Here is a 21,252-nt window from a genome sequence, read left to right as displayed (position 1 = left end):
TGGGCAGCTGCGGCATGGGGTAGGCCTCGTTGAGCACTGAGAGCTCGGTGCAGCCCAGTATGACTGGTTGGGGTCGTTTCATCTGTTTGAAACCACCTACCGGGTTCTCGTGCGTCCCACTCTGCCACGGGGCATTCGGATTTCCATATTAGGATCTTGTCGGGTAGTCATCCTTGGGATGCTCCGGTGGCTCCCAGATCGTAGCTTTTCGTGCCCAGCAGGCGAGCAACCACATGGTCGTCGCCCTCATAGGACACGTGGCCGCCGTCCTTCTTGATCCAGCGTTCCTCGCCCTTGCCGATGACCAGGGTGACGCGCAAACGGTCCCCTGGCCGGCCTGGATTCCCAAGGGCCTGCTTGATGGCCTGGGTCCTGTCCGGCTCGATGCTGACATCCAGTTCCGGGTTGGTCACGAAGCCCAGCATCTGCCGGTCCACCTGGTCCGAGCTCTCTCCGTCCTCGTCGTCGGCGGTCAGTATCAGCCGATCGACACGGTTCTGGGCGGCGCTGACGATGCCCTCCCTGCGGTCGATGGCCTTGCCGCCTGCGGAACCGGAGACCAGGGTGATCAGGGGCCTGCGCTGGCTATAGCGCTCGTCCACGAAATCCAGGAGGGCCGTGACCGAGGCCTTGTTGTGGGCGTAGTCGACGTAGACCACCCGGTTGTCGGCCTTGAAGCGTTCCATCCTGCCGGCGATCCTGACGCTCTCCATGGCCTGGATGGCTCCGGCATCAGGATCCAGACCAAGACGGGTCAGCATGGCCAGGGCGGCGGCAGCGTTCAGGGCGTTGAAATCCCCGTCCATGGACAGGCTGACCGGCCGCAGGGTTCCGCCAAAGGGCCCTATCAGGTAGTCGTCGCCATTGCCGGGTGCCTTACGGACCAGGAAGTCGGTCTGTCGGGTTCCATCGCCGAAGGTGGTCACCGGAACGCCGGCGGCGCGGGCATCCTGACGGATCAGGTCGGCTCCTTGCGCATCGGCTCCCAGGACCAGTTGCCGGCTGTTGTATGTTATGCGGCGCTTGCAGTAGAAGTAGTCCTCGAAGCTGGGATGCTCGATGGGGCTGATGTGGTCTGGGGAGATGTTCAGGAATGCCCCCAGATCGAAGGTCAGCCCGTAGACCCGGTCCACCTTGTAGGCCTGGGATGAGACCTCCATGACCATGTAGCGCATGCCCGCATCCACCGCCTGGCGCATCATGCGGAAGAGGTCCAGCGACTCGGGAGTGGTCAACTGGGATTCCTGGTAGTGCCGACCGTCCAGGCAGTTGTCCACCGAGGAGAGCAGGGCGGCGCGTCCCTCGGAGAGCCTGGAGAGCATGGCCTGCAGGAAGTAGGCAGTGGTTGTCTTGCCCTTGGTGCCGGTGATTCCCACCAGGGTCAGCCGGTCCTGGGGGCGGCCATAGAAGGCCGAGGCCAGCAGGCTCATGGATTTGCGCACGTCATTGACGATGATCCCCGGAGCCGTGGTGTGTGCGGACAGGTCCTGCTGGGCCACGTAGGCCGCCGGTCCTTCCGGGCCGCAGGAATCCAGATATTCAGGCAGGAAGCGTCCCTTGCAGAAGAGCAGGCTGCCAGGTCCCACCTGACGGGTGTCATAGGTGACATCGGTGAAAGGTCTGGATGGCTGGATATCCTCGGGCGAATCCAAGGTCCACCGGTCGCCTTGGATCACCTCGCGCAACTGATCATGTTCGTGCAGTAGCTCCAAGGACGAAGCCATCGTCAGCGCCATGCCATCCTCCCCCTTGTCCGTTGGGTTGTGTCTGTCCCGATAGGAGACCTGAACGAGACCAGACCCAAGTCTATAACCCCGTTGAGGTCAAAGGAGGTGGGCCCGGGACCCCTTGACTGAATGGTCAAATGCGGGGTGGCCTCTCACCGTGACCGTCCCCTGCCAGGTATTTGCAGGCAGCGGCGGTGGGCATCAGGGCCGGGGGTCAGAGCCAGGAGTCGGTGACCGGACGGCGGCCCTGGGAGGTCAGGTACTGGTTGAAGTGGTCCCGCCATTTTGCCTGCGCCTGCCGCTGCCAGTCCATGAGGGAGTCCATGGTGATTCGGGCCACCTGGGGGAAGAGGGTGGTCATGGGCTTGATCAGGTCGACGGCCGCCACCGTATCCGCCGTGGCATTGTGGAAGTTGCCATGGGGGATGACGCCGTAGTATTCGCTGGTCACTCCCAGGGTGCGGCGGCCCGACCGGTGGGAGATCTCCCTGTCCAGGACCAGAGGGTCCACCACCAGCAGATCCCCCTGGCCCAGGGGCTTGACCGATCCTGCGCACCAGTGGGCGATGTCCCCGTCCAGCATCTGTACGTCGAAGGGGGCGTTGTAGGCCAGCAGGGGGATGCGCTTGTCCTGGGCGAGGGCAATGAACCCGGCCATCTGCGCTGTGGCCACCTCAGGCTCCATGCCCTCGGCGACCAGTTGCTGATCGGTGAACCCGTTGACCCGGCTGGCCCCCTTGGTGATATGTCGGTGCGGATTGACTATCCAGGTGGCTACCACATCCCCTGCGTAGCCCTTGGATGGGTCGCGCAGAACCAGGCTGGCCGAAACGATGCCGTCCCTGCCTGGTCTGGTGCCCGTGGTCTCGGTGTCGAATCCCAGAAGCCAGGAGTCCCCTAGGCGTGTCGATCCCTCTTGCTGGGGGGCGGACTGAAGCGCCTGCTCCATGCTTGTGTACCCGGTGTTTTCCATAAGCGTGATTTCTCCTCAGTCATTATGGTAACCGAGGACCGACCTGCCCGCGACCGGGTCGAAACCGCGACGGGCGAGGGGGGATGGCACAATAGGGGTGTGGCAGATACCAGCGAACTCGAAAGCAGAAAACGTCAATTCGAGGCCCTGGCCATGCCTGCGGTGGATGTGCTCTACCGCCAGGCCATGCGCCTGACCAACAACCCCGACGATGCCCAGGATCTGGTCCAGGATACCTTCGAGCGCGGATTCAAGGCCTTCGACCGCTTCCAGCCCGGCAGTAATTTCGAGGCCTGGATGACCACCATCGAACGCAACGCCTACTTCAACCAGTATCACAAGGCCAAGCGGCGCCCGCAAAGGGCCAACGATTCGACCGGCGAGTACAACGACTGGGATATCTACTCGGCCTCGGAGCACGGGTCCGAGGGGCTTAAATCCGCCGAGCAGGAATACATGGAGACCTTTGCCCCCGAGGAGATCATGGCCGCCCTGGACCGGCTCAGTCCGGAACGCCGGCGGGTCTTCATCGACGCCGCCATCGATGGCAAGAGCTACCAACAGGTGGCCGACGAGGAGGGCATCAAGATCGGCACGGTCATGAGCCGATTGAACCGTGCGCGCTCGCAGCTGCGTCAGGAGCTGGAGCGATATGCCAAGGAACGCGGCTACCAGCAGGAGCACGGGGCTGCAGGCAAGCCCTCAGCGGAACACCATGGCGCTGTTACGGCCAGGCCTAGTATAAAAAAAGAGATGAACAGCAAGGGGCGTTGAGGGCCCTCGAAGATTGGGTATCAGGAAGCGGGCAGGAGCATGGACGGACGCGTGGAGATGAGTCACTACGCCTACGATGACGGCGGCTCTGTCAGGGTGACCCACACCAGCCTGCGCATCTATCAGGATGCCTCCTGCGTTGATCCCAGCGACTGCTTCGATCCGGAATCCTGCTGCGACGAGCGGGAGCGCATGGTCATCGAGGAGCTGCGTCGGTATCTGCGTCCCGAATGCGCACCGGACTGTCTGCTGGATCGGCTCAGGCACATGTTCGATCAGATGGATGAACTGGGGCAGGGGACCCCGGAACGCAGTACGGACAAGTAGATCCGGTCAAGTAGTTCCAGTCGCTTTTTCTTGGCAGGGCGACGGTTCCGTCAGACTATTCAGGCTATTGCAGAGACCATGGTCATGCCTATGCAACCATGGTCTTATGTTTACGTATATATGCAAAACCCCGGCACCGTTGGTGCCGGGGCAGACGATCAGGTGTTCGGCCTCTTGCCGTGGTTGGCGGCCTTCTTGCGGCGATCCCTGCGCTTGCGTCCGCGCATGCCCATGATTGGACTCCTTTGCTACTGATGATCCGATAAGCCTTGCCGATTATCGCACACCGGGCTGACCTTTGTCGACCAGCCAGGACGCTCAGAGCTGTTGTGCCCGGTATCCCACCTGGGTGGTGTAGACGGCGGCAGGTTGCAGAATGACCAGGTTCCGGCCAGTTCTGAAAGCGTTGGCGTAGGCGGTCATGGGCTCCACGGCAACACCGGCCGGGCGCATAACTGCGTCAAAGCCGGTCCCGGTGCAGACCTGCCAGGAGGTGATGGTCTCATCGCCCCAGAGCTGAATGCGGATGCCGTCCGGCCTGGTGAACCAGGCCGAGCATGTGCCGTCATCGTCTCGTTCCACATCGGTCCAGGCATCGTCAAAGGCCGTATCCTCGCCCAGCGCAGGACCCTGGCGCAGATCGGTTCGTCCCTGGACGGGTTCGGTGCCGGTGGGCAGCAGCCTGTCCGGATTGACCACCACGTGGGTGCGGCAGGGGATGGACAGGGTGCAGGGGGCGTTGTCCTTCTGAATCTGGTCACCGACGCCCTGCTTGCCGTTGGCCAGCCAGGGGTGGATGCCGAAGGCCCAGGGTGCGGCCTCGTCGCCCAGGTTCAGGGCCCTGGTGGTCATGGTCAGCCCCTGGTCGTCCAGGGTGTAGGTGACGGTGACCACCACGTCGAAGGGGTATCCGCCCATGTCCGGCACCCGCCAGGAGAGGCTGACGGAGTCCTCCGTCAGGGCTTGCAGCCGCCAGTAGGCCCGGTATCCGTAGCCGTGGATGGCGGTGTTCCGGTCGTGCTCGTCGATGGGCAGGGTGTATGTGTGACCCTGGAATTCGTAGGTGCCGTCCTCGATCCGGTTGGGGAAGGGTACCAGCACGTTCCCGTTGCTGCAGGGTACGGTTCCATCCGGATCGAATGAGGCCAGCAGGTCCTTTCCCCGGTATTTCAGGACGCGCAGGATGGCTCCCAGCTCGGTCACCACCGCCTCGTAATCCCCATGACGGATGCTGTACTGCTGTCCTGTCCGGGGCACGGCCCCGCCCATCATCTCGTTCGTATGCATACTCCCACTTCCATAGTGCCGTTGATGCTTGGTACGCCACCATCCTAGCGCCTGGTTGGTCTTGGCTTCTTGGTGAAAGAGTGGCGGTTGGACTACCGGGGGACGTTCCGGCTTTCTACCATGGACTTGCAGTGTCCGGGATTGCCCGGATTGACATCGATAAGGAGCAGCAGTGGCAGGATTTCGGACCACCGTGTGCGAACAGCCGACCCCACAGGGCCATGGGCGGGTCATCCTGGCTGATCCGCGCGGGTTCTGTGCGGGGGTGGACCGTGCCATCCAGACCGTGCAGACCATCCTGGATGCGGACAATCCCCACCAGGGTCTGCCACCGGTCTATGTGCGTCGGCAGATAGTCCACAACCGGCATGTGGTCGAGGACCTGTCCAGGCGTGGAGCTGTGTTCGTGGATGAGCTGGACCAGATTCCTGAACAAGCGGTCCGTGCCGGTGTACCTGTGGTCTTTTCAGCCCATGGAATCGCTCCCTCGGTCGTCAAGGAGGCCCAGCGGCGGGGGATGCGAGTGGTTGATGCCTCATGCCCCTTGGTCAGCAAGGTCCACCGGGAGGTGCAGCGCTTCGTGCGGGACGGCTACCGGATCATTTACATAGGTCACCGGGGGCATGACGAGGCTGTCGGAGTCATGGGGGAGGCCCCGGACCAGGTTCATTTGGTGGAGCATGAGGCCGATATCGAGGCCTTGGACTTCGGGCCCGACACGCCGCTGGTCATGCTGACCCAGACCACTCTGAGCCTTGATGAGACCGCCGACCTGGCTGCAGCCCTGCGTCGACGATTCCCCTGGATTGAGGAGCCACCGGGTTCCGACATCTGCTACGCCACCCAGAACAGACAGCAGGCGGTCAAGCTGGTGGCCGGTCAGGCGGACTGCATGATTGTGGTGGGGTCGGCCAACTCCTCCAATTCGGTGCGTCTGGTCGAGGTGGCCCGTCAGGCCCTGGATGCGCGCTTTCCTGGTCAGGGCCAGCAAAGGGCCCACCGGGTCGACGATGCGGGGGAGCTGGACCCGACCTGGCTGCAGGGCATGGATTCGGTAGGGCTCACCTCGGGTGCCTCGGTTCCCGAAAACCTGGTTCAGGGTGTGCTGGAGACCCTGGCCTCCCGGGGGTTCACCCAGGTGACCCGGGAACGAGCAGTCGACGAGCACATGCATTTCGTCCTGCCTGCTGCCCTGCGCTCAGCACGTGCATCCAGGAAGGTTCCACAGCCGCAGGGCTAAGCCCCAGCACAAAAATTCTCAGGCGGTGGCCAGCGGTGCGGTCCTGGCCTTGAGAACACGAATCAGATCTCGCGGGTCCAGACCCAGGCTGATGCCGCGCTTGCCGCCGGAGACCATGATGGTGTCGAACTCCAGGGCGCCCTGGTCCAGCACGGTCAGGTGTTGGGTGCGTTGGCCGAAGGGCGAGATGCCGCCCAGGACATATCCGCTCTCCCGCTCGGCCTGGGCCCTGTCTGCCATACGAGCCTTTTTGGCACCCACGGCGGCAGCCAGGTGCTTGAGGTTCAGATGGCCGGTCACCGGTACAATGCCGATGACACGCTCCTTGCCCGTGTCGGCCATCAGGGTCTTGTAGACCGTGCGCGGATCCAGGCCCAGTTTTTTGGCCGCTTCGATGCCGTACCCCTGGTCCATGTGGTCGGCACTGTGATGATACTCGTGGACGGTGAAGGGAACCCCCAGACGCTCCAGCTGGGCCATGGCCGGAGTCGCGGCATCCGAGTCCGCCCGCTTCTTCTTGCTCATGACTCCATGCTAAGGTACTGACCGTTTAGGTAGGCTGAGGGGTGTCTTTGGCGCCATTTGCGCGGAAAGGGTAGTCCATGACCGCTGTCAATGCCTGGCTGCTTGATGCGGTGACGGGCGGCTGGGGGCTGGCCGTGCTTTTTCTGGCCGCCTTTCTGGATGCGCTGATCATTCCCATACCCACGGAGCTTATGGTCCTTGCCACGGCTTCGGCCTTTCGAGCCACAGGAAGACCCCTTCCCGTCCTGGTCTTTCTGGTATGCGCCCTGGCTTTCGCGGGCGGCGATGCCTGTACCTATGGGCTTGGGCGCCTGGTCCCCTTGAATCGTCTGGCTGTCTTCCGTGGTGCCGCAGGCAAGGCTGTTACCTCATGGGCCCACCGGGCCCTGCTGCAGAGGGGCGGCTTCTTCACTCTGGCCTCGCGGTTCGTGCCCTCGGGCAGGACCGTGGTCAATCTGACGGCCGGGGCGGCGCGCTATCCGCTCAGCCGTTACCTGCCCCTGGCTGCACTGGCCGGCCTGCTCTGGTCAATCTACATGTGGACCCTGGGGTATCTGGCCTCCTCCTGGTTGGAGAACAACCCTCTGGCCGTCATGGTCATCGGCTTTCTGGTGGGCATGGTCGTCGGCCTGGTCTGCGACCTGGCCATGCGGGCGCTCACCCGGAGGCGCTGATTACAGCAAGAGGTCCGTCCCCCGTATAAGGAACGGACCCCGTAAACGCTATGGCCGGAGGAACCGGCCGGATGCTCAGTCGCCCAGCTTGGCGAAGTAGAGCAGGGTGCGGATCATGTTGCTGGTGAAGCCATACTCGTTGTCGTAGAAGGCAACGGTGCGGACCAGCTGGTCGTCACCGTGGGTGTTGACATCGGTCTGCGTGGGATCGAAGATGCCACCGTGGGTGTCGCCGATCACGTCGGAGGAGACAATGCCCTCGTCGTTGTAGCCGAAGTAGTCCTTGCCCTCGAAGGCCTTCTTGGCGGCGTCGTTGATCTCGTCGACGGTGACCTTCTTATCCAGGACGCAGGTCAGCTCGGTGACGGAGCCGGAGGGAACGGCCACGCGCTGTGCATGTCCCTGCAGCTTGCCGTCAACGGAGGGAACGACCTTGCCGATGGCCTTGGCGGCACCGGTGGAGTGCTCGATGGTGTTGATGGCGGCGGCGCGGGTGTTGCGCGGCTTGTTGCCCTTGGGGCCATCCAGCAGCATCTGGGAGCCGGTGTAGGCGTGGATGGTGGTCATGTAGCCGATGCGGATGCCGAAGTTGTCATCCAGCATCTTGACCATGGCAGCCAGGGAGCCGGTGGTGCAGGATCCGGCGGAGATGATCTTGTCGGAGGACTTCAAGGTCTCCTCGTTGACGCCGTAGACCACGGTGGGCGTGGTGTCGTCCTTGGCGGGAGCGGAGATCAGAACCTTCTTGGCTCCGGCGTTCAGGTGGGCCTGGGACTTCTCGGCCGAGGTGTAGAAGCCGGTGCACTCCAGCACGTAGTCCACGCCGTCGTTCTTGACCCAGGGGATGTTGTTGGCATCCTTCTCGGCATAGACCGGGTACTCCTTGCCGTCCACCACGATGGCGGTATCGGTGGAGGTGACCGAGACAGGGGTGCCGTCGTCGTGACGGAAGGTGCCCTGGGTGCTGTCGTACTTGAGCAGATAGGCCAGAATGGCCGGGGTGGTCAGATCGTTGATGGCGGCAACCTCGATGTTGGAGGCGTCGCCGCCACGGGCCTGGAGCTCAAAGATGCGCCGGAAGGCCAGACGACCGATACGTCCGAATCCGTTGATGCCAATCTTTACTGTCATTCAATTCTCCCTTGGAGATTGGCCGTATACAGCACAAAAATTACCGGACCGTATATGGCCGATTACTGATAACATCTCATAGTTTATAGAACCCTGTGTACTTATAGCAAGCGATTACGCGGGTTGTGCCGAGGAAAAAACGAACAAAAAAATTGGTAGGTTTTGTTGTTTGTTTGCGCAACAAAGTGATCAGGAATTGTGAGGATTTTCGTTCGTATCGGCCAGCCAATCCTCCCACTGCTGCTGGCGGAATCCGACCAGGACATGCCGGCCATCCAGCAGGATGGGGCGCTTGACCAGCATGCCGTCGGTGGACAGCAGCTGCAGAGCCTGTTCCGTATTCATCTGCGGCAGGCGTTTGCTCAGCCCCTGGCTGCGATAGGCCTGACCCGAGGTGTTGAAGAATCGCCGGACGGGCAGGCCGCTCATGTCCAGCCATTCGGTCAGTTCCTCCTGGGTGGGGTGGTCCCCCTTGATGTCGCGCTCGGTGAAGTCCACATTGTGGTCACGCAGCCAGGTGCGCGCCTTGGCACAGGTGGAGCAGCGGCTGTAACAGATGAAGAGCGGGTGTTCGGCTGTAGGTGCTGCTGATGGCTTGGCTGATGATGCTGTCATAGATTTTCCTTTCCAGGTAGGTTTTCAAGTCCAAAGGGGCTTAGGCCAGCAGCCGGGAGGGACGGGTCTCCAGGGAGCCCAGGTCGGCCTTGGGCTCCAGGCTGGTGCTCCAGACCGGCTCGGGCGCCGAGGTGGGGTAGGTGACGAACACGGTTCCCTGCTTCAAGGCTATGTGGGCCGGTCTGCCGGGCAGGAACTCGTTGCTGACACCGGTGACCTGCTGGTTGGTCATGGTCATGCCGTCCGTCTGGTATTTGAAGCCCTGTTCGACCACGCCAAGGGCCTGGTCGTCGGCTGCCAGGACGGAGACCATGGGCCTGGGCGGGCAGTCCCAGGCGGAAAAGTCCAAGCTCCCAGAGCCTAGGGCCGTGACCAGCATCCCCTGGCCCCAAAGTTCGGCCCGGCCCCCGCTGGCGGCGATCAGATGGATCAGGTTCAGATTGGCCAGTGTGTGGTCCATGCGTCCGCCCAGGCCGCCATATATAAGGAATCGTCGGCAGCCGCGCTGCCAGCCCACCTTGACCGCGGCCAGCAGGTCCGTGTCGTCTTTCTCGGCAGGTAGGACCCGGCGGGGAATGTCTGTGCGCAGCTTTCGGCTACCGGCGGGCAGGGAGTCGAAGTCGCCTACGACCAGCTCGGGTTCGTCCCCATGCTCCAGGGCCGGCTCCAGTCCGCCGTCCGCTGCTATGACCAGGGCCTGTCCGCCTCGTGCCGTCTCTTCGCCGAAGTACTGTCCGGCGCCCCAGATCCGGCAGAGCGGTGCCTGATTTGTCTGGCTCGTACGGTCCGACTGACCGTCATCCTGCATAAGATTCTTCTTTCCGCGCTCGCCCATTGGACGCACTCTCATCATCCCAGACCAACCAGACGGATCAGGAAGAGCAGCCACCCTTGCACAAGGGCCATGTAGGTCAGGGTGCCGCAGGCGATGCTGACCATCATGTTTCGCCAGCGCAGGTGGACCAGGGCTGTGACCAGCAGAGCCAGGGCCTCGTAGAGCCCGTGGTCGCCTCCGACCAGGTTGGTGTGCCTCAACGAATAGACCACCAGCAGTCCCATGACGGCGGCTGGCAGTAGACGTCCCAGCCTGGTCACCAGGGCCGGCGGCCGACGTCCCTCCGGCCAGATTATGAAGGGCAGGAATCTTGTGATCATGGTTCCCAGGACCACAATGCCTATGGTGATCAGTTGCTGTGCAGTGGTCATGAGGTCTCCCTTTGGCTGCGGAAGTCCATGAGGATGAAGACGGCCAGGATGACCGCCATGGACGGGATGATGAACCGGTCAGGTCCGAAGACCAGCAGGCAGGCCAGGGAGGCCAGCAGACCGATTATGGCAGGCAGGCGGGCTTCGGCCTGCCGCCACTGCTCCAGGAAGAGGACCAGGAACATGGCGGTCAGCACGAAGTCCAGCCCCCGGGTGTCGAAGTTCGCCAGGTTGCCCAGCACGGCACCCAGGGTGGCGCCGCCCACCCAGTAAATCTGGTTGAGCAGGGTGACGAAGAAGAGGTACCAGCCCTTGTCGGTCCCTGCCGGATGGGGATCGGCGGACTCCAGGGCGAAGGTCTCATCGCACATCCCGAAGATCAGGTAGGGCTTTTTCCGGCCCGTCCCTCGGAAGACCGGCAGCATGGCCAGGCCGTAGAAAAGGTGCCGTGCATTGACCATCAGGGTCAGCATCAGCGCGCCCCAGGGGTTGAAGGTGGACAAGAGCAGGTCCACGGTCACGAACTCCATGGACCCGGCGTAGATCAGGGCGCTCATGGCCAGCGGGTAGATCACCGGGAATCCACGGCTGGTCATCAGAAAACCGTAGGAGGCTCCCAGCACCAGGAATCCGGCCATGATGGGCAGGGTCCGTGGAAAGGCCGCAGCCAGGGAGCCCAGGATGGTCCCGGAGGACTTCGCATCGTCGTCTGCTTCTTCCTGCGCCCGCTGCATGACCATCCTCCTGACTTCGATTTGGAGATGGTCATATGATAATCGCCTCTTGCGCCGCAGGGGCAGACTGGTCGACAATGTGAGAAGGCTGTCAAGAGGCGTGAAGGGCGGAATAGGGGCTCTCAGACTCTTGTTGAACTTGGCGATAGGCACCGGTAGGTGAGGAGGAATCATGGACAAGAACAAGATTTCGACCAACAACCCGGCCACGGTCGTCCTGGCTGGGGGATGCTTCTGGGGCATCGAGCGGTTCTTCCAGGAGGTGGACGGAATCGTCGACACCCAGGTGGGATACGCCCAGTCCACAGTGCCCAACCCCGGCTATGAGCAGGTCTGCAGCGGTGTCACCGATGCCGTGGAGAGTGTGCGGCTGACCTATGATCCCCAGACGGTCAGTCTGCGGACCCTGACCCTGCTTCTGCTGGATCTGATCGACCCCTTCTCTGTGGATCGGCAGGGCAACGACCGGGGTAGTCAGTACCGCAGCGGCCTTTACTGGAATCCCGAACACCGCGAGCAGGAGGAGCCCGTCTTCCGACGCGCCCTGGAGGAGCTGGAGCGCAGGACCGGCCGTCATCCCGCTGTACAGGTGGAGGCCCTGACCAACTTCTATCCGGCGGAGGAGTCCCACCAGGACTATTTGCTCAAGAACCCCGGCGGTTACTGCCACATCCCTCTGGATGCCATAGCCAACGCCGCCTCCCGCCAGCGCTACATCGAACGCATCTGGTCCCTGGACCCCGAAAGCTACGAGGTGACCCAGCACGCGGCCACCGAACGGCCTTTCGCCAATGCCTACGACGGGGAGTTCCGCCCGGGCATCTATGTGGACGTGGTCAGCGGGCAGCCGCTCTTCTCATCAACTGACAAGTACGACTCGGGCTGTGGCTGGCCCGCATTCACCAAGCCCATCGATCCCGACCTGCTGGTCAATCGCAAGGACTACAAGCTGCTGGGACGGCCCCGGATCGAGGTGCGGACGGCACAGACCGGCATCCATCTGGGACACGTCTTCGACGATGGTCCGGCCGACCGTGGCGGGCAGCGCTACTGCATGAACTCCGCCGCCCTGCGGTTCGTGCCGCGTGACCGTATGGAGGAGGAGGGCTACGGGGACTGCCTGCCCCTGGTGGACGGCGCGACTTCCTGACGGGGCCCTGTCCTGAGGGTTGTGTTATACTGCTACACGGCTTGAGAAATCAAGAAAGCGGATGATCCCACCTGGGAGCCTTCCATGGCTTCGGGTTCGACCTGTGCCGACGACGGTTGAGCGTCGTCATGTGCGGCGCAGGCATTGGCGGTTTCGTTGCCATACGGCTGCGACGGTCATGTTCGAAACCCATGGGTTCTTCGCCTGGCAGTGGATGTTGTGGTATTTGAGAAGGAGTCATCATTAGCGACGAACCAAGGATTAACGACGATATACGAGTGTCTCAGGTACGCCTGATCGGGCCCAACGGCGAGCAGGTGGGAATCATTGCGACCTCCGTCGCCCTCAATCTGGCCAAGGAGGCCAACCTTGACCTGGTCGAGGTTGCGCCCAAGGCCAAGCCTCCGGTCGCCAAGCTCATTGATTACGGCAAGTTCAAATACAACGAGAAGATCAAGGCTCGTGAGGCGCGTCGCAACCAGAGCATGTCGGAGATCAAGGAGATCCGCTTCAGATTGAAGATCGACGACCATGACTTCGAGGTCAAGGAAGGGCACGTACGCCGCTTCCTGTCCGCCGGAGACAAGGTCAAGGTCACCATCATGCTGCGTGGGCGTGAACAGTCCCGGCCCATCGGCGGTGTGGAGCTCCTGCGCAAGCTGGCTGACGACGTCGCGGATCTGGGCTCCATCGAGTTTGCCCCCAAGCAGGAGGGGCGCAACATCATCATGACCCTGTCGCCCAAGGGCAAGAAGGTCCACACCCAGTCCGAGCAGCGTCGGCGGGGCGGCCAGGCCCGTGCCGAGCGCAAGGCCCGTCAGGCGGCCCATCTGGCTGCCAAGGCCGACGAAAAGGAGACTGCGGGCTCCAACAATACTTCTCCCAAGCAGATGAAATCCAAGGAGGGCAGCAATGCCGAAGATGAAAAGTAACTCCGCCGCATCCAAGCGTGTTCGGACCACGGGTTCGGGCAAGCTCATGCACGCCGGGACCGGTATGCGCCACAATCTGGAGCACAAGTCGGCCAAGAAGCGTCGTCACCTGTCCACTGACGAGGTGCTCGCTCCGACCCAGTCCAAGAACATGAAGAGGATGCTGGCCCGCTGAGCGGGTGCTGTCGCGTCGAGTGAGATTTTAGAAAGCTGAGGAATATCTATGGCACGAGTCAAGCGGGCAGTCAACGCGCATAAGAAGCGTCGGGTCGTCCTGGAGCGGGCGTCAGGCTACCGTGGCCAGCGCTCCCGTCTCTACCGCAAGGCCAAGGAGCAGCTGCTCCATTCATATACATACAACTTCCGGGACCGTAAGGCCCGCAAGGGTGACTTCCGCAAGCTGTGGATCCAGCGCATCAACGCCGGATGCCGCGCCCAGGGAATCACCTACAACCGCTTCATCCAGGGTCTGCGCCTGGCTGGAATCGAGCTGGACCGCCGCGCCCTGGCCGACCTGGTCGTCAACGACATCGACACCTTCAACGCCATCGTGGCTGAGGCCAAGAAGGCCCTGCCTGCCGATGTGAACGCTCCGGTCGCTGCCTGATCAGCGGACCTGAACACCGTATATTGCAAGAACCCCGCCTTGCGCGGGGTTCTTTGCATATTTGACCATTCCACAGCGGGACGGTAAGTTGATTGACGACAATGATGCCGGGAGCCGCCATGAATGATGATCACAGTCTGGACGCATCGGCTGTCTCGGCAGAATCGGCAGGTCAAACAAGCCCATCTCGGGGCAGCAGTAGATCCAAGCCTGCTGAAATCAATCAGGCGCGCCCCATCCTTAGGTCGCGGGTTTTCCTCTATGTGACGGAGTTCTTCTCTGGGATGGCCGTGATGGCCGCCGAGCTGGGGGCCTCCCGTCTGCTGGCTCCTTACTTCTCGTCCTCCCAGATCGTGTGGACCATCATCATCGGGACCATCATGATCGCCTTGGCCCTGGGTGCCGTCGTCGGGGGCCGCTGGGCCGACAGGAACCCAGACCCTGACAGGCTCTACCTGTGCATTATGGCTGCGGCCGTCTGGATCGCCCTGATTCCCCTGGTCGGCAAGTATCTGATCATCCTGATTTCGGGGCTGCTGATTGTGGCCGTCTCCACCAACTTCCTGGTCCTGGCGGCCTTCATCTCCTGCCTGATCATCTTTGTTCCGCCCCTCTTCCTCCTGGGCACCATCACCCCCGGCCTGGTCAAGTGCGCCACCGACTCACTGGACGACAACGCTTCGGTGGTCGGTCGGCTCAGCGCCTGCAACACCGTGGGGTCCATCCTGGGCACCTTCCTGCCCACCTTTGTGACCATACCTGCCGTAGGCACCTTCGTCACCTTTCTGATCTTCTCCGGGATACTGCTCCTGGTGTCCTTGATCTACTTCCTTTCCTCCCATGCGCACCGCCTGGCCTGCCTGATCGCCACGGTGGCCTTTGTAGTCTCGGCCGCCCTGTCGCCGATGACCGGGTTCGCCTTCTGGGAGAAGGGTCTGGCCTATGAGGGCGAGTCCATCTACAACTATCTGCAGGTCAAAACCCTGGCGGACAGAACCATCCTTTCCACCAACGTCCTCTTCGGCGTCCAGTCGGTGACCATGAAGCACCCCGGGATGACCGGCATGTACTACGACACGGCTCTGGCGGCACCGCTCATGGCTGATCAGGCCCGCTCGGCCCTGATTTTGGGCATGGGGACCGGGACCTACGCCCGGCAGCTGAAGCGATACTATCCCCGGTTGGCCATCCAGGGAGTGGAGATCGACCAGTCCATCAGCAACCTGGCCCTCAAATATTTCGATCAGCCCGCCGATATTCCGGTTTCCACCTACGACGGCCGAGCCTGGTTGGCGGCCAGTGGCCAGCACTACGACCTGATCATGGTCGATGCCTATCAGGACATCACCATACCCTTCCAGATGAGCTCCACCGAGTTCTTCAGCCTGGTCAGGGACCACCTGAATCCGGGCGGGGTCATGGTGGTCAACATGAACATGATCGACGACGGTCAGGGATCCATCAATGCAGCCCTGACCAACACGATCACCAGGGTCTTTGGATCCGCCGCCATCCTGACGGCCGACGTGCCCCAGACCACCAACCGTGAGCTCTTTGCCCGTCGCCCTGCTTCCGATGATTTTTCGGGAACCAAAGGTGCCGAGAAGACGACGATGAGAGACTACCAGAGTTCCGACCTGTTGGCGGAGGCGGCGGCTAGGGTCAGCCCTGATCCGGACCTGTCCCAAATGATGGAGCAGGTCAGCTCCCGCCTGAGCACGGTTGGGGATGCGAAGGGAAGGGTATTGACCGATGACAATGCGCCGGTGGAACTGCTGGGCATGCACGCCATCGATGGGATCATCAGCAGGGAGGCCGGACCCTACCGACGGATTCTTCAACAGGAGGGGATTCAAGGGCTGATTCGGGAGGTCTCCTGAGTTTTCGCCCCAATCCCAAGCGCGTTGGAAGCATGGAAACAGGGGAGCATAGCGTTAGACTATGGCCTGAGACCAGCACTGATGAAGAGAACCGGAGGTTAAGCGGTAGTGGACGGTGATCATCAGGAGGGGCTGACCGCATTGTTGGATCAGTTCCTGGCCTACACCGGTCTGGAGCGGGGTCTTGCCCCCGCCACGGTCAAGGCTTATAAGTCCGATCTGACCATGTATATCAACTGGTTGTCCGGCCGCGGCATCACCAGCCTGGAGCAGATTCAAACCGCCGATGTGGAGGGTTTTCTGGCCCATCTGGCCGATGAGAGCCCAGCCAGTCGCTCACGAAGGATGGCCGCTGTCCATGAGTGGCATCGGTTCGCCCTCAAGCAGGGGGTGACCGACCAGGATGTCTCCCGTACTGTCAAGGCTCCCAAGGGCACCTCGGCCCTGCCTGATGTGTTGGACGTGGACCAGGTGGCCCGATTGCTGGATGTGGCCGCCATGGGCGGGTCCAAGGATCCGGTGGTCCTGCGGGACAAGGCTCTGCTGGAATTCATGTACGCCACAGGCTGCCGGGTCTCGGAGGCCGTCGGCACCGACCTGGAGGACATGGACCTGCACGAGCGGGTGGTCCGTCTGACAGGCAAGGGCGACAAGCAGCGTCTGGTTCCCATGGGTTCCTACGCCTGCCAGGCCATGGAGGCATATTTGAATATGGGGCGGGCCATCCTCTGCAATCGAGCCACCAAGGGCAGGGAGCTGCGGGCTGTATTCCTCAACAAGCGGGGCAAGCGGCTGACCAGGCAGACGGTCTGGCAGGTGGTCAGGGATGCCGGCCGCCGGGCGGGTCTGAACAGGCCCCTGCATCCCCACACCCTGCGGCACTCCTTCGCCACTCATCTGCTGGAGGGAGGCGCCGATGTGCGTTCGGTCCAGGAGCTGCTGGGCCACGCTTCGGTGACCACAACGCAGATCTATACACACGTCAGCCCCCAGGCCCTGATGGAGACCTACCAGACGGCCCATCCCCGCGCCCGCTGACCCGCCAACCCGCGAATGCGGCCGGAAACTTGATAGGGTAGAGACATGCCTACGGATTTGTTAGGGCGCGAGTATGAGACGTTCGCTGCCCCGGAGCCTTTGAAACAGCACGGCCCGGCCCGTGTCCTCGCCATGTGCAACCAGAAGGGCGGCGTGGGCAAGACCACCTCATCCATCAACATCGCCGGGGCCATGTGCCAGTATGGGCGACGGGTGCTGATCGTGGACTTCGATCCCCAGGGTGCGGCCACCGTGGGTCTGGGCATCAACGCCAACAGCGTGGACAACACCATTTACACCGCCATGTTCGATACCTCCCTGGATGTTCATGAGGTGGTCCGGCACACCCGTTTTGACGGCCTGGACATCATCCCGGCCAACATCGATCTGTCGGCTGCCGAGATTCAGCTGGTCACCGAGGTCGGCAGGGAGCAGGCCCTGGCGGCCACCATCCGGCCCCTGCGGCAGGAATATGACGCCATCATCATCGACTGCCAGCCCTCGCTCGGTTTGCTGACCGTCAACGCGCTGACTGCCGCGGACGGGGTCATCATTCCCGTGGCGGCCGAGTTCTTCGCCCTGCGCGGCGTGGCCCTGCTCATGCAATCCATAGAGAAGGTCCGTAGCCGCATCAATCCTGACCTGCAGATCTACGGGGTGCTGGTCACCATGTACACCAAGACCCTGCATTCGGACGAGGTGCTTCAGCGTATCTATGAGGCTTTCAAGGGCAAGGTCCTGCACTCCATCATCAGCCGGTCCATCAAGCTGCCCGACGCCACGGTGGCCGGCGAGCCCATCACCATGTTCGCCCCCGAGCACAAGACCGCCAAGGAGTATCGGGAGGTCGCCCGGGAGCTGATCGCCCGCGGCATCGTGGCGTGAGCGGATCAGCGGACGGCTTCGCCGTCGACCTGGATGTCTACCAGGGACCCTTCGACCTGCTGTTGGGCATGCTGGCCAACCGAAAGCTCTCCCTGACGGAGGTCTCCCTGGCCTCCATCACCGGGGAGTTTCTGGACTATGTGCGCACCCTGGACTTCAGTCAAGGATTGGACCAGGCCAGCGCCTTTCTGGATGTGGCCTCGGTTCTTGTGGAGGCCAAGAGCGCTGCCCTCCTGCCTGTGGAGGACGAGTCCATGCGCGACCAGGCCTCCATGGATGCCCTTCGGGAGCGTGATCTGCTCTTCGCCAGGCTTCTGCAGTACCGGGCCTTCAAGCAGGCAGGACAGGACTTCCGAGCCAGACTGGCCGCCAACTCGGGCCGCTACCCGCACCCCGGTCATCTGGAGCCCCAGCTGGCCCATCTGCTGCCTGATCTGGTCTGGACCCTGAAGCCGGAGGATCTGGCCCTGCTCTGCGCCAATGCACTGGTCAACGCTCCGGCATCAGAGGTCCGTTTGGACCAGCTGCACGTGCCCTTGGTCGACTTGAACAAAGAGGCCGACCAGGTTCGCCAAGCCCTGCTGGTGCAGCCCGGTCAGCCGGTGGCCTTCGCCGATTTGGTCGCCTCCTCCAAGGGCCGGGCTCAGGTGGTGGCCCGATTCCTGGCCGTGCTGATCTTCTTCAGGCAGGAGCTGATCCAGTATCGTCAGGATGGCCCCTACCAGCCGCTCTACCTGCGCTGGGTCGGGCCGACACAGGAGCCGGCAACGGCCTTGATCAGTGAGGGGGACTTCGCATGAGCCAATCCTCGGCTCCCGACACCCGTCCCGAATACGTGGATTTCGACGTGCAGGACTTTCCCGGCGGACTGTCCGCCTGCCTGGAGGCCATTCTGGTGGCCACGGACCGGCCGCTGACCGCTGAAGACTTCTCCCGGGTGCTGGCCGTGGATCCTGGTCCGGTCGATGCAGCCCTCGAATCGCTGGCCGAGTCCTATAGCGACCGAGGATTCGAACTGCGTCGGACCGCCCGTGGCTGGCAGCTGACCAGTCGCGCCGCCTACCAGCCCGTGGTGGCGGCCTTCGTCAAGGACGGTCAGACGGCACGACTCTCCCAGGCGGCTCTGGAGGCCCTGGCTATCGTGGCCTACCGCCAGCCCATGACCCGTGCCCAGGTGGGTCAGATTCGCGGGGTTAACTCTGATGGGGTCATCCGGGCCCTGCTTGTGCGCGGCCTGGTTCGCGAGGAGGGCCTGGACGAGCAGACCCATGCAGCGCTGCTGGTCACCACCGACCTCTTCCTCGAACGGATGGGTCTGCAATCCTTGGAGGATCTGCCCTCCCTGGCTCCCTTCCTGCCCGACGAGGACTCGGCTCTGGCCCAGGCCCGCCAGGAGATGTCCGGGCAGCCGCAATCCCCGGATCCGGCCCAGGGTTCGCCCCAGGGCGAGGAACAGTGATCGCCTGTCACACAAGGCGGTTACACTTGTCTCTGTTTGTCCAATTCCTGGACCACGCCACCCGGCAGTCAGGCCGGTGGGGGCATGGATAGCATTCACGAGAATGAGGTTTTGATGGCGGTACGCGGCGATATACGAAATGTGGCGATTGTGGCACACGTTGACCACGGCAAGACCACCCTGGTCAACGCCATGTTGCAGCAGTCGCACGTCTTCTCCGAGCGGGAGGAGGTGCCCGACCGGGTCATGGACTCCAACGACCTGGAGAAGGAGAAGGGCATCACCATCCTGGCCAAGAACACCGCCGTCAAGTACACAGGTCCCCTGGCCGCCAAGCTGGGCCAGCCCGACGGCATCACCATCAACGTGGTGGACACCCCCGGCCACGCCGACTTCGGCGGCGAGGTGGAGCGCGGTATCTCCATGGTCGATGGTGTGGTCCTGCTGGTGGACGCCTCCGAGGGCCCCCTGCCTCAGACCCGCTTCGTCCTGCGCAAGGCCTTGGAGGCCAAGCTGCCCGTCATCCTGGTCATCAACAAGACCGATCGTCCCGATGCCCGCATCTCCGAGGTGGTCTCCGAGTCCACCGATCTGCTCCTGGGCCTGGCCCAGGACGTGAGCGAGGAGGGGGTGGATCTGGACCTGGATTCCCTCCTGGACCTGCCGGTCATCTACTGCGCAGCCAAGGCCGGCAAGGCCTCCGTCAACCAGCCAGCCGACGGTGCCGTGCCCGACAACGACGATCTGGAGCCGCTCTTCGAGGCCATCCTGAACAACATCCCCGCCCCGGAGTATGAGGATGGAGCCCCCCTGCAGGCCCATGTGACCAACATCGACGCCTCCGACTACCTGGGCCGTCTGGGCCTGGTGCGCATCTACAACGGCACCCTGACCAAGGGCCGCCAGTACGGCCTGTCGCGCGTGGACGGGTCCATCGAGAACTTCAAGCTGACCGAGATCCTGCGCACCAAGGGCCTGCAGCGCTTCCCGGTGGACGAGGCCGGCCCCGGCGACATCGTGGCTGTGGCCGGCGTTGAGGACATCATGATCGGCGAGACCATCGTCGACCAGGACGACCCCCGCCCCCTGCCCCTGATCCACGTGGACGACCCGGCCGTCTCCATGACCTTCGGCACCAACGATTCGCCCCTGGCCGGCACAGAAGGCAAGGACCACAAGCTGACCGCACGCATGCTCAAGGACCGTCTGGACCGGGAGCTGATCGGCAACGTCTCCATCAAGGTGCTGCCCACCGACCGTCCCGACGCCTGGGAGGTCCAGGGCCGTGGCGAGCTGGCCCTGGCCATCCTGGCCGAGCAGATGCGCCGTGAGGGCTACGAGCTGACCGTGGGCCGCCCCCAGGTGGTCACCAAGACCGTGGATGGCAAACTTCAGGAGCCCATGGAGTCCGACACCATCGACGTGCCCGAGGAGTACATGGGTGCAGTCACCCAGCTCATGGCCGATCGCAAGGGCCGTATGGACACCATGACCAACCATGGCTCCGGCTGGGTCAGGATGCAGTTCACCGTGCCCTCCCGCGGCCTCCTGGGCTTCCGCACCGCCCTGCTCACCGCTACCCGCGGCACCGGCATCTCCTCGTCGATCTCCGCCGGCTATGCCCCCTGGGCGGGCGACATCAAGACCCGGCAGAACGGATCCATGGTTTCCGACCGTTCGGGCAAGGCCAGCCCCTACGCCATGCAGAAGCTCCAGGCCCGCGGCGAGTTCTTCGTCAAGCCCCAGTCGCCCGTCTACGAGGGGCAGATCGTGGGCATCAACAACAAGCCCGGCGACCTGGACATCAACATCACCCTGGAGAAGCACATGACCAACATGCGTTCCTCTACCGCAGACGTGCTGGAGACCCTGACCCCGCCCATCGACATGAGCCTGGAGGAGTCCCTGGACTTCGCCAACGATGACGAGTGCGTGGAGGTGACTCCCGAGTCCATCCGTGTGCGCAAGATCATCCTGGACAGGGATGCCTGGTACAAGTGGAACGCCCGCCAGCGCAGGGCCAACAAGAAGTAAGCCTTCTCTCACAATCAGATTCAGTCCGACCCGGCCGCCCCACGGTGACCGGGT

General features: G+C 62.8%; 24 protein-coding genes. 14 read left to right on the top strand and 10 right to left on the bottom strand.

The window, feature by feature from the left end:
- Nucleotides 1-167: 167 nt before the first annotated feature.
- Nucleotides 168-1,736 carry a Mur ligase family protein gene (locus tag H3T89_RS06850; protein WP_198216603.1) on the bottom strand — a complete coding sequence of 523 codons (1,569 nt, stop codon included), beginning with the start codon at nt 1,734-1,736 and terminating at the stop codon, nt 168-170.
- Nucleotides 1,737-1,941: 205 nt separating this feature from the next.
- Entirely contained in the window at nt 1,942-2,700 is a 759-nt protein-coding gene (locus H3T89_RS06845; RefSeq protein WP_198216602.1) for an exonuclease domain-containing protein, read from the bottom strand.
- A gap of 153 nt (nt 2,701-2,853) precedes the next feature.
- Here H3T89_RS06845 and H3T89_RS06840 point away from each other — a divergent pair, with 153 nt between their 5' ends.
- Both H3T89_RS06840 and H3T89_RS06835 read left to right on the top strand, forming a co-directional pair.
- Nucleotides 2,854-3,474: a sigma-70 family RNA polymerase sigma factor gene (locus H3T89_RS06840; protein WP_198216677.1), complete on the top strand. Its 621-nt coding sequence runs from the start codon at nt 2,854-2,856 to the stop codon at nt 3,472-3,474.
- Between the two features lie 39 nt (nt 3,475-3,513).
- On the top strand, nt 3,514-3,801 hold the full coding sequence (locus H3T89_RS06835; protein WP_232348513.1) for a hypothetical protein: 288 nt from the start codon (nt 3,514-3,516) through the stop codon (nt 3,799-3,801).
- Nucleotides 3,802-3,959: 158 nt separating this feature from the next.
- Here the strand turns inward: H3T89_RS06835 and H3T89_RS09215 are convergent, their stop codons facing one another.
- Together H3T89_RS09215 and H3T89_RS06830 are read right to left on the bottom strand one after the other, a co-directional pair.
- Nucleotides 3,960-4,034, bottom strand: coding sequence for a 50S ribosomal protein bL37 (locus tag H3T89_RS09215; protein WP_099327425.1), 75 nt, complete (start codon nt 4,032-4,034; stop codon nt 3,960-3,962).
- 85 nt (nt 4,035-4,119) lie between these two features.
- Nucleotides 4,120-5,088: an aldose 1-epimerase family protein gene (locus H3T89_RS06830; protein ID WP_198216601.1), complete on the bottom strand. Its 969-nt coding sequence runs from the start codon at nt 5,086-5,088 to the stop codon at nt 4,120-4,122.
- A 172-nt stretch (nt 5,089-5,260) separates the two neighbouring features.
- Here H3T89_RS06830 and H3T89_RS06825 point away from each other — a divergent pair, with 172 nt between their 5' ends.
- Nucleotides 5,261-6,328, top strand: a complete 1,068-nt coding sequence (locus tag H3T89_RS06825; protein ID WP_198216600.1) for a 4-hydroxy-3-methylbut-2-enyl diphosphate reductase — start codon at nt 5,261-5,263, stop codon at nt 6,326-6,328.
- An 18-nt stretch (nt 6,329-6,346) separates the two neighbouring features.
- Here H3T89_RS06825 and ybaK read toward each other — a convergent pair whose 3' ends face one another.
- Nucleotides 6,347-6,853, bottom strand: coding sequence for a Cys-tRNA(Pro) deacylase (gene ybaK, locus H3T89_RS06820; protein WP_110417004.1), 507 nt, complete (start codon nt 6,851-6,853; stop codon nt 6,347-6,349).
- Between the two features lie 77 nt (nt 6,854-6,930).
- On the opposite strand from ybaK, the gene H3T89_RS06815 reads away from it, so the two are divergent.
- Nucleotides 6,931-7,527: a DedA family protein gene (locus H3T89_RS06815; RefSeq protein ID WP_198216599.1), complete on the top strand. Its 597-nt coding sequence runs from the start codon at nt 6,931-6,933 to the stop codon at nt 7,525-7,527.
- Between the two features lie 75 nt (nt 7,528-7,602).
- Here H3T89_RS06815 and gap read toward each other — a convergent pair whose 3' ends face one another.
- From gap to H3T89_RS06790, 5 genes are all read right to left on the bottom strand, one after another.
- A complete protein-coding gene (gene gap / locus H3T89_RS06810; RefSeq protein WP_198216598.1) occupies nt 7,603-8,658 on the bottom strand; it encodes a type I glyceraldehyde-3-phosphate dehydrogenase in 1,056 nt (351 codons plus the stop codon).
- A 189-nt stretch (nt 8,659-8,847) separates the two neighbouring features.
- Nucleotides 8,848-9,273 carry an arsenate reductase family protein gene (locus H3T89_RS06805; protein ID WP_015021611.1) on the bottom strand — a complete coding sequence of 142 codons (426 nt, stop codon included), beginning with the start codon at nt 9,271-9,273 and terminating at the stop codon, nt 8,848-8,850.
- A 40-nt stretch (nt 9,274-9,313) separates the two neighbouring features.
- On the bottom strand, nt 9,314-10,108 hold the full coding sequence (locus H3T89_RS06800) for a thiamine diphosphokinase (RefSeq protein ID WP_198216597.1): 795 nt from the start codon (nt 10,106-10,108) through the stop codon (nt 9,314-9,316).
- 14 nt (nt 10,109-10,122) lie between these two features.
- Nucleotides 10,123-10,479 carry a branched-chain amino acid transporter permease gene (locus tag H3T89_RS06795; protein WP_015021613.1) on the bottom strand — a complete coding sequence of 119 codons (357 nt, stop codon included), beginning with the start codon at nt 10,477-10,479 and terminating at the stop codon, nt 10,123-10,125.
- Nucleotides 10,476-11,213, bottom strand: coding sequence for an AzlC family ABC transporter permease (locus H3T89_RS06790; RefSeq protein ID WP_198216596.1), 738 nt, complete (start codon nt 11,211-11,213; stop codon nt 10,476-10,478). Before H3T89_RS06790 ends, H3T89_RS06795 begins: the two co-directional genes overlap by 4 nt.
- Nucleotides 11,214-11,385: 172 nt before the next feature.
- Between H3T89_RS06790 and msrB the strand changes: the two genes are divergently transcribed.
- The 10 genes from msrB (at nt 11,386) to typA (ending at nt 21,198) form a co-directional block, all read left to right on the top strand.
- Complete coding sequence (msrB, locus tag H3T89_RS06785; protein ID WP_198216595.1) at nt 11,386-12,363, top strand: peptide-methionine (R)-S-oxide reductase MsrB; 978 nt, start codon at nt 11,386-11,388, stop codon at nt 12,361-12,363.
- 239 nt (nt 12,364-12,602) lie between these two features.
- Nucleotides 12,603-13,295, top strand: a complete 693-nt coding sequence (infC, locus tag H3T89_RS06780; protein WP_110417009.1) for a translation initiation factor IF-3 — start codon at nt 12,603-12,605, stop codon at nt 13,293-13,295.
- Nucleotides 13,276-13,470, top strand: coding sequence for a 50S ribosomal protein L35 (gene rpmI, locus H3T89_RS06775; protein WP_015021617.1), 195 nt, complete (start codon nt 13,276-13,278; stop codon nt 13,468-13,470). The genes infC and rpmI overlap by 20 nt, the downstream gene beginning before the upstream one ends.
- Nucleotides 13,471-13,518: 48 nt before the next feature.
- Complete coding sequence (gene rplT, locus H3T89_RS06770) at nt 13,519-13,902, top strand: 50S ribosomal protein L20 (RefSeq protein ID WP_015021618.1); 384 nt, start codon at nt 13,519-13,521, stop codon at nt 13,900-13,902.
- A gap of 119 nt (nt 13,903-14,021) precedes the next feature.
- Nucleotides 14,022-15,782, top strand: a complete 1,761-nt coding sequence (locus H3T89_RS06765; protein ID WP_232348512.1) for a spermidine synthase — start codon at nt 14,022-14,024, stop codon at nt 15,780-15,782.
- Nucleotides 15,783-15,890: 108 nt separating this feature from the next.
- Nucleotides 15,891-16,820, top strand: coding sequence for a site-specific tyrosine recombinase XerD (gene xerD / locus H3T89_RS06760; RefSeq protein WP_198216594.1), 930 nt, complete (start codon nt 15,891-15,893; stop codon nt 16,818-16,820).
- A 45-nt stretch (nt 16,821-16,865) separates the two neighbouring features.
- Nucleotides 16,866-17,705, top strand: a complete 840-nt coding sequence (locus H3T89_RS06755; protein ID WP_015021621.1) for a ParA family protein — start codon at nt 16,866-16,868, stop codon at nt 17,703-17,705.
- On the top strand, nt 17,702-18,505 hold the full coding sequence (locus H3T89_RS06750) for a segregation and condensation protein A (protein ID WP_198203825.1): 804 nt from the start codon (nt 17,702-17,704) through the stop codon (nt 18,503-18,505). Before H3T89_RS06755 ends, H3T89_RS06750 begins: the two co-directional genes overlap by 4 nt.
- Nucleotides 18,502-19,164 (top strand): SMC-Scp complex subunit ScpB, encoded by a 663-nt coding sequence (gene scpB, locus H3T89_RS06745; RefSeq protein WP_198203826.1) that lies wholly within the window; start codon nt 18,502-18,504, stop codon nt 19,162-19,164. The genes H3T89_RS06750 and scpB overlap by 4 nt, the downstream gene beginning before the upstream one ends.
- A gap of 114 nt (nt 19,165-19,278) precedes the next feature.
- A complete protein-coding gene (typA, locus tag H3T89_RS06740) occupies nt 19,279-21,198 on the top strand; it encodes a translational GTPase TypA (protein ID WP_198216593.1) in 1,920 nt (639 codons plus the stop codon).
- Nucleotides 21,199-21,252 lie beyond the last annotated feature (54 nt).

The organism is Bifidobacterium sp. W8114 (genome assembly GCF_016101165.1).
In the GTDB taxonomy this organism is placed as follows: Bacteria; Actinomycetota; Actinomycetes; order Actinomycetales; family Bifidobacteriaceae; genus Bombiscardovia; species Bombiscardovia asteroides.
This window is presented reverse-complemented; position numbering and strand designations above follow the sequence as displayed.

Coding starts and splice junctions, on each gene's coding strand:
- H3T89_RS06845 (WP_198216602.1), bottom strand. CDS start 2,700: ATGGAAAACACCGGGTACACAAGCATGGAGCAGGCGCTTCAGTCCGCC.
- typA (WP_198216593.1), top strand. CDS start 19,279: ATGGCGGTACGCGGCGATATACGAAATGTGGCGATTGTGGCACACGTT.
- H3T89_RS06805 (WP_015021611.1), bottom strand. CDS start 9,273: ATGACAGCATCATCAGCCAAGCCATCAGCAGCACCTACAGCCGAACAC.
- H3T89_RS06795 (WP_015021613.1), bottom strand. CDS start 10,479: ATGACCACTGCACAGCAACTGATCACCATAGGCATTGTGGTCCTGGGA.
- H3T89_RS06790 (WP_198216596.1), bottom strand. CDS start 11,213: ATGCAGCGGGCGCAGGAAGAAGCAGACGACGATGCGAAGTCCTCCGGG.
- rplT (WP_015021618.1), top strand. CDS start 13,519: ATGGCACGAGTCAAGCGGGCAGTCAACGCGCATAAGAAGCGTCGGGTC.
- H3T89_RS06800 (WP_198216597.1), bottom strand. CDS start 10,108: ATGGGCGAGCGCGGAAAGAAGAATCTTATGCAGGATGACGGTCAGTCG.
- gap (WP_198216598.1), bottom strand. CDS start 8,658: ATGACAGTAAAGATTGGCATCAACGGATTCGGACGTATCGGTCGTCTG.
- H3T89_RS06755 (WP_015021621.1), top strand. CDS start 16,866: ATGCCTACGGATTTGTTAGGGCGCGAGTATGAGACGTTCGCTGCCCCG.
- H3T89_RS06815 (WP_198216599.1), top strand. CDS start 6,931: ATGACCGCTGTCAATGCCTGGCTGCTTGATGCGGTGACGGGCGGCTGG.
- ybaK (WP_110417004.1), bottom strand. CDS start 6,853: ATGAGCAAGAAGAAGCGGGCGGACTCGGATGCCGCGACTCCGGCCATG.
- H3T89_RS06840 (WP_198216677.1), top strand. CDS start 2,854: ATGCCTGCGGTGGATGTGCTCTACCGCCAGGCCATGCGCCTGACCAAC.
- H3T89_RS06835 (WP_232348513.1), top strand. CDS start 3,514: ATGGACGGACGCGTGGAGATGAGTCACTACGCCTACGATGACGGCGGC.
- scpB (WP_198203826.1), top strand. CDS start 18,502: ATGAGCCAATCCTCGGCTCCCGACACCCGTCCCGAATACGTGGATTTC.
- H3T89_RS06850 (WP_198216603.1), bottom strand. CDS start 1,736: ATGGCGCTGACGATGGCTTCGTCCTTGGAGCTACTGCACGAACATGAT.
- msrB (WP_198216595.1), top strand. CDS start 11,386: ATGGACAAGAACAAGATTTCGACCAACAACCCGGCCACGGTCGTCCTG.
- rpmI (WP_015021617.1), top strand. CDS start 13,276: ATGCCGAAGATGAAAAGTAACTCCGCCGCATCCAAGCGTGTTCGGACC.
- H3T89_RS06830 (WP_198216601.1), bottom strand. CDS start 5,088: ATGCATACGAACGAGATGATGGGCGGGGCCGTGCCCCGGACAGGACAG.
- H3T89_RS06765 (WP_232348512.1), top strand. CDS start 14,022: ATGAATGATGATCACAGTCTGGACGCATCGGCTGTCTCGGCAGAATCG.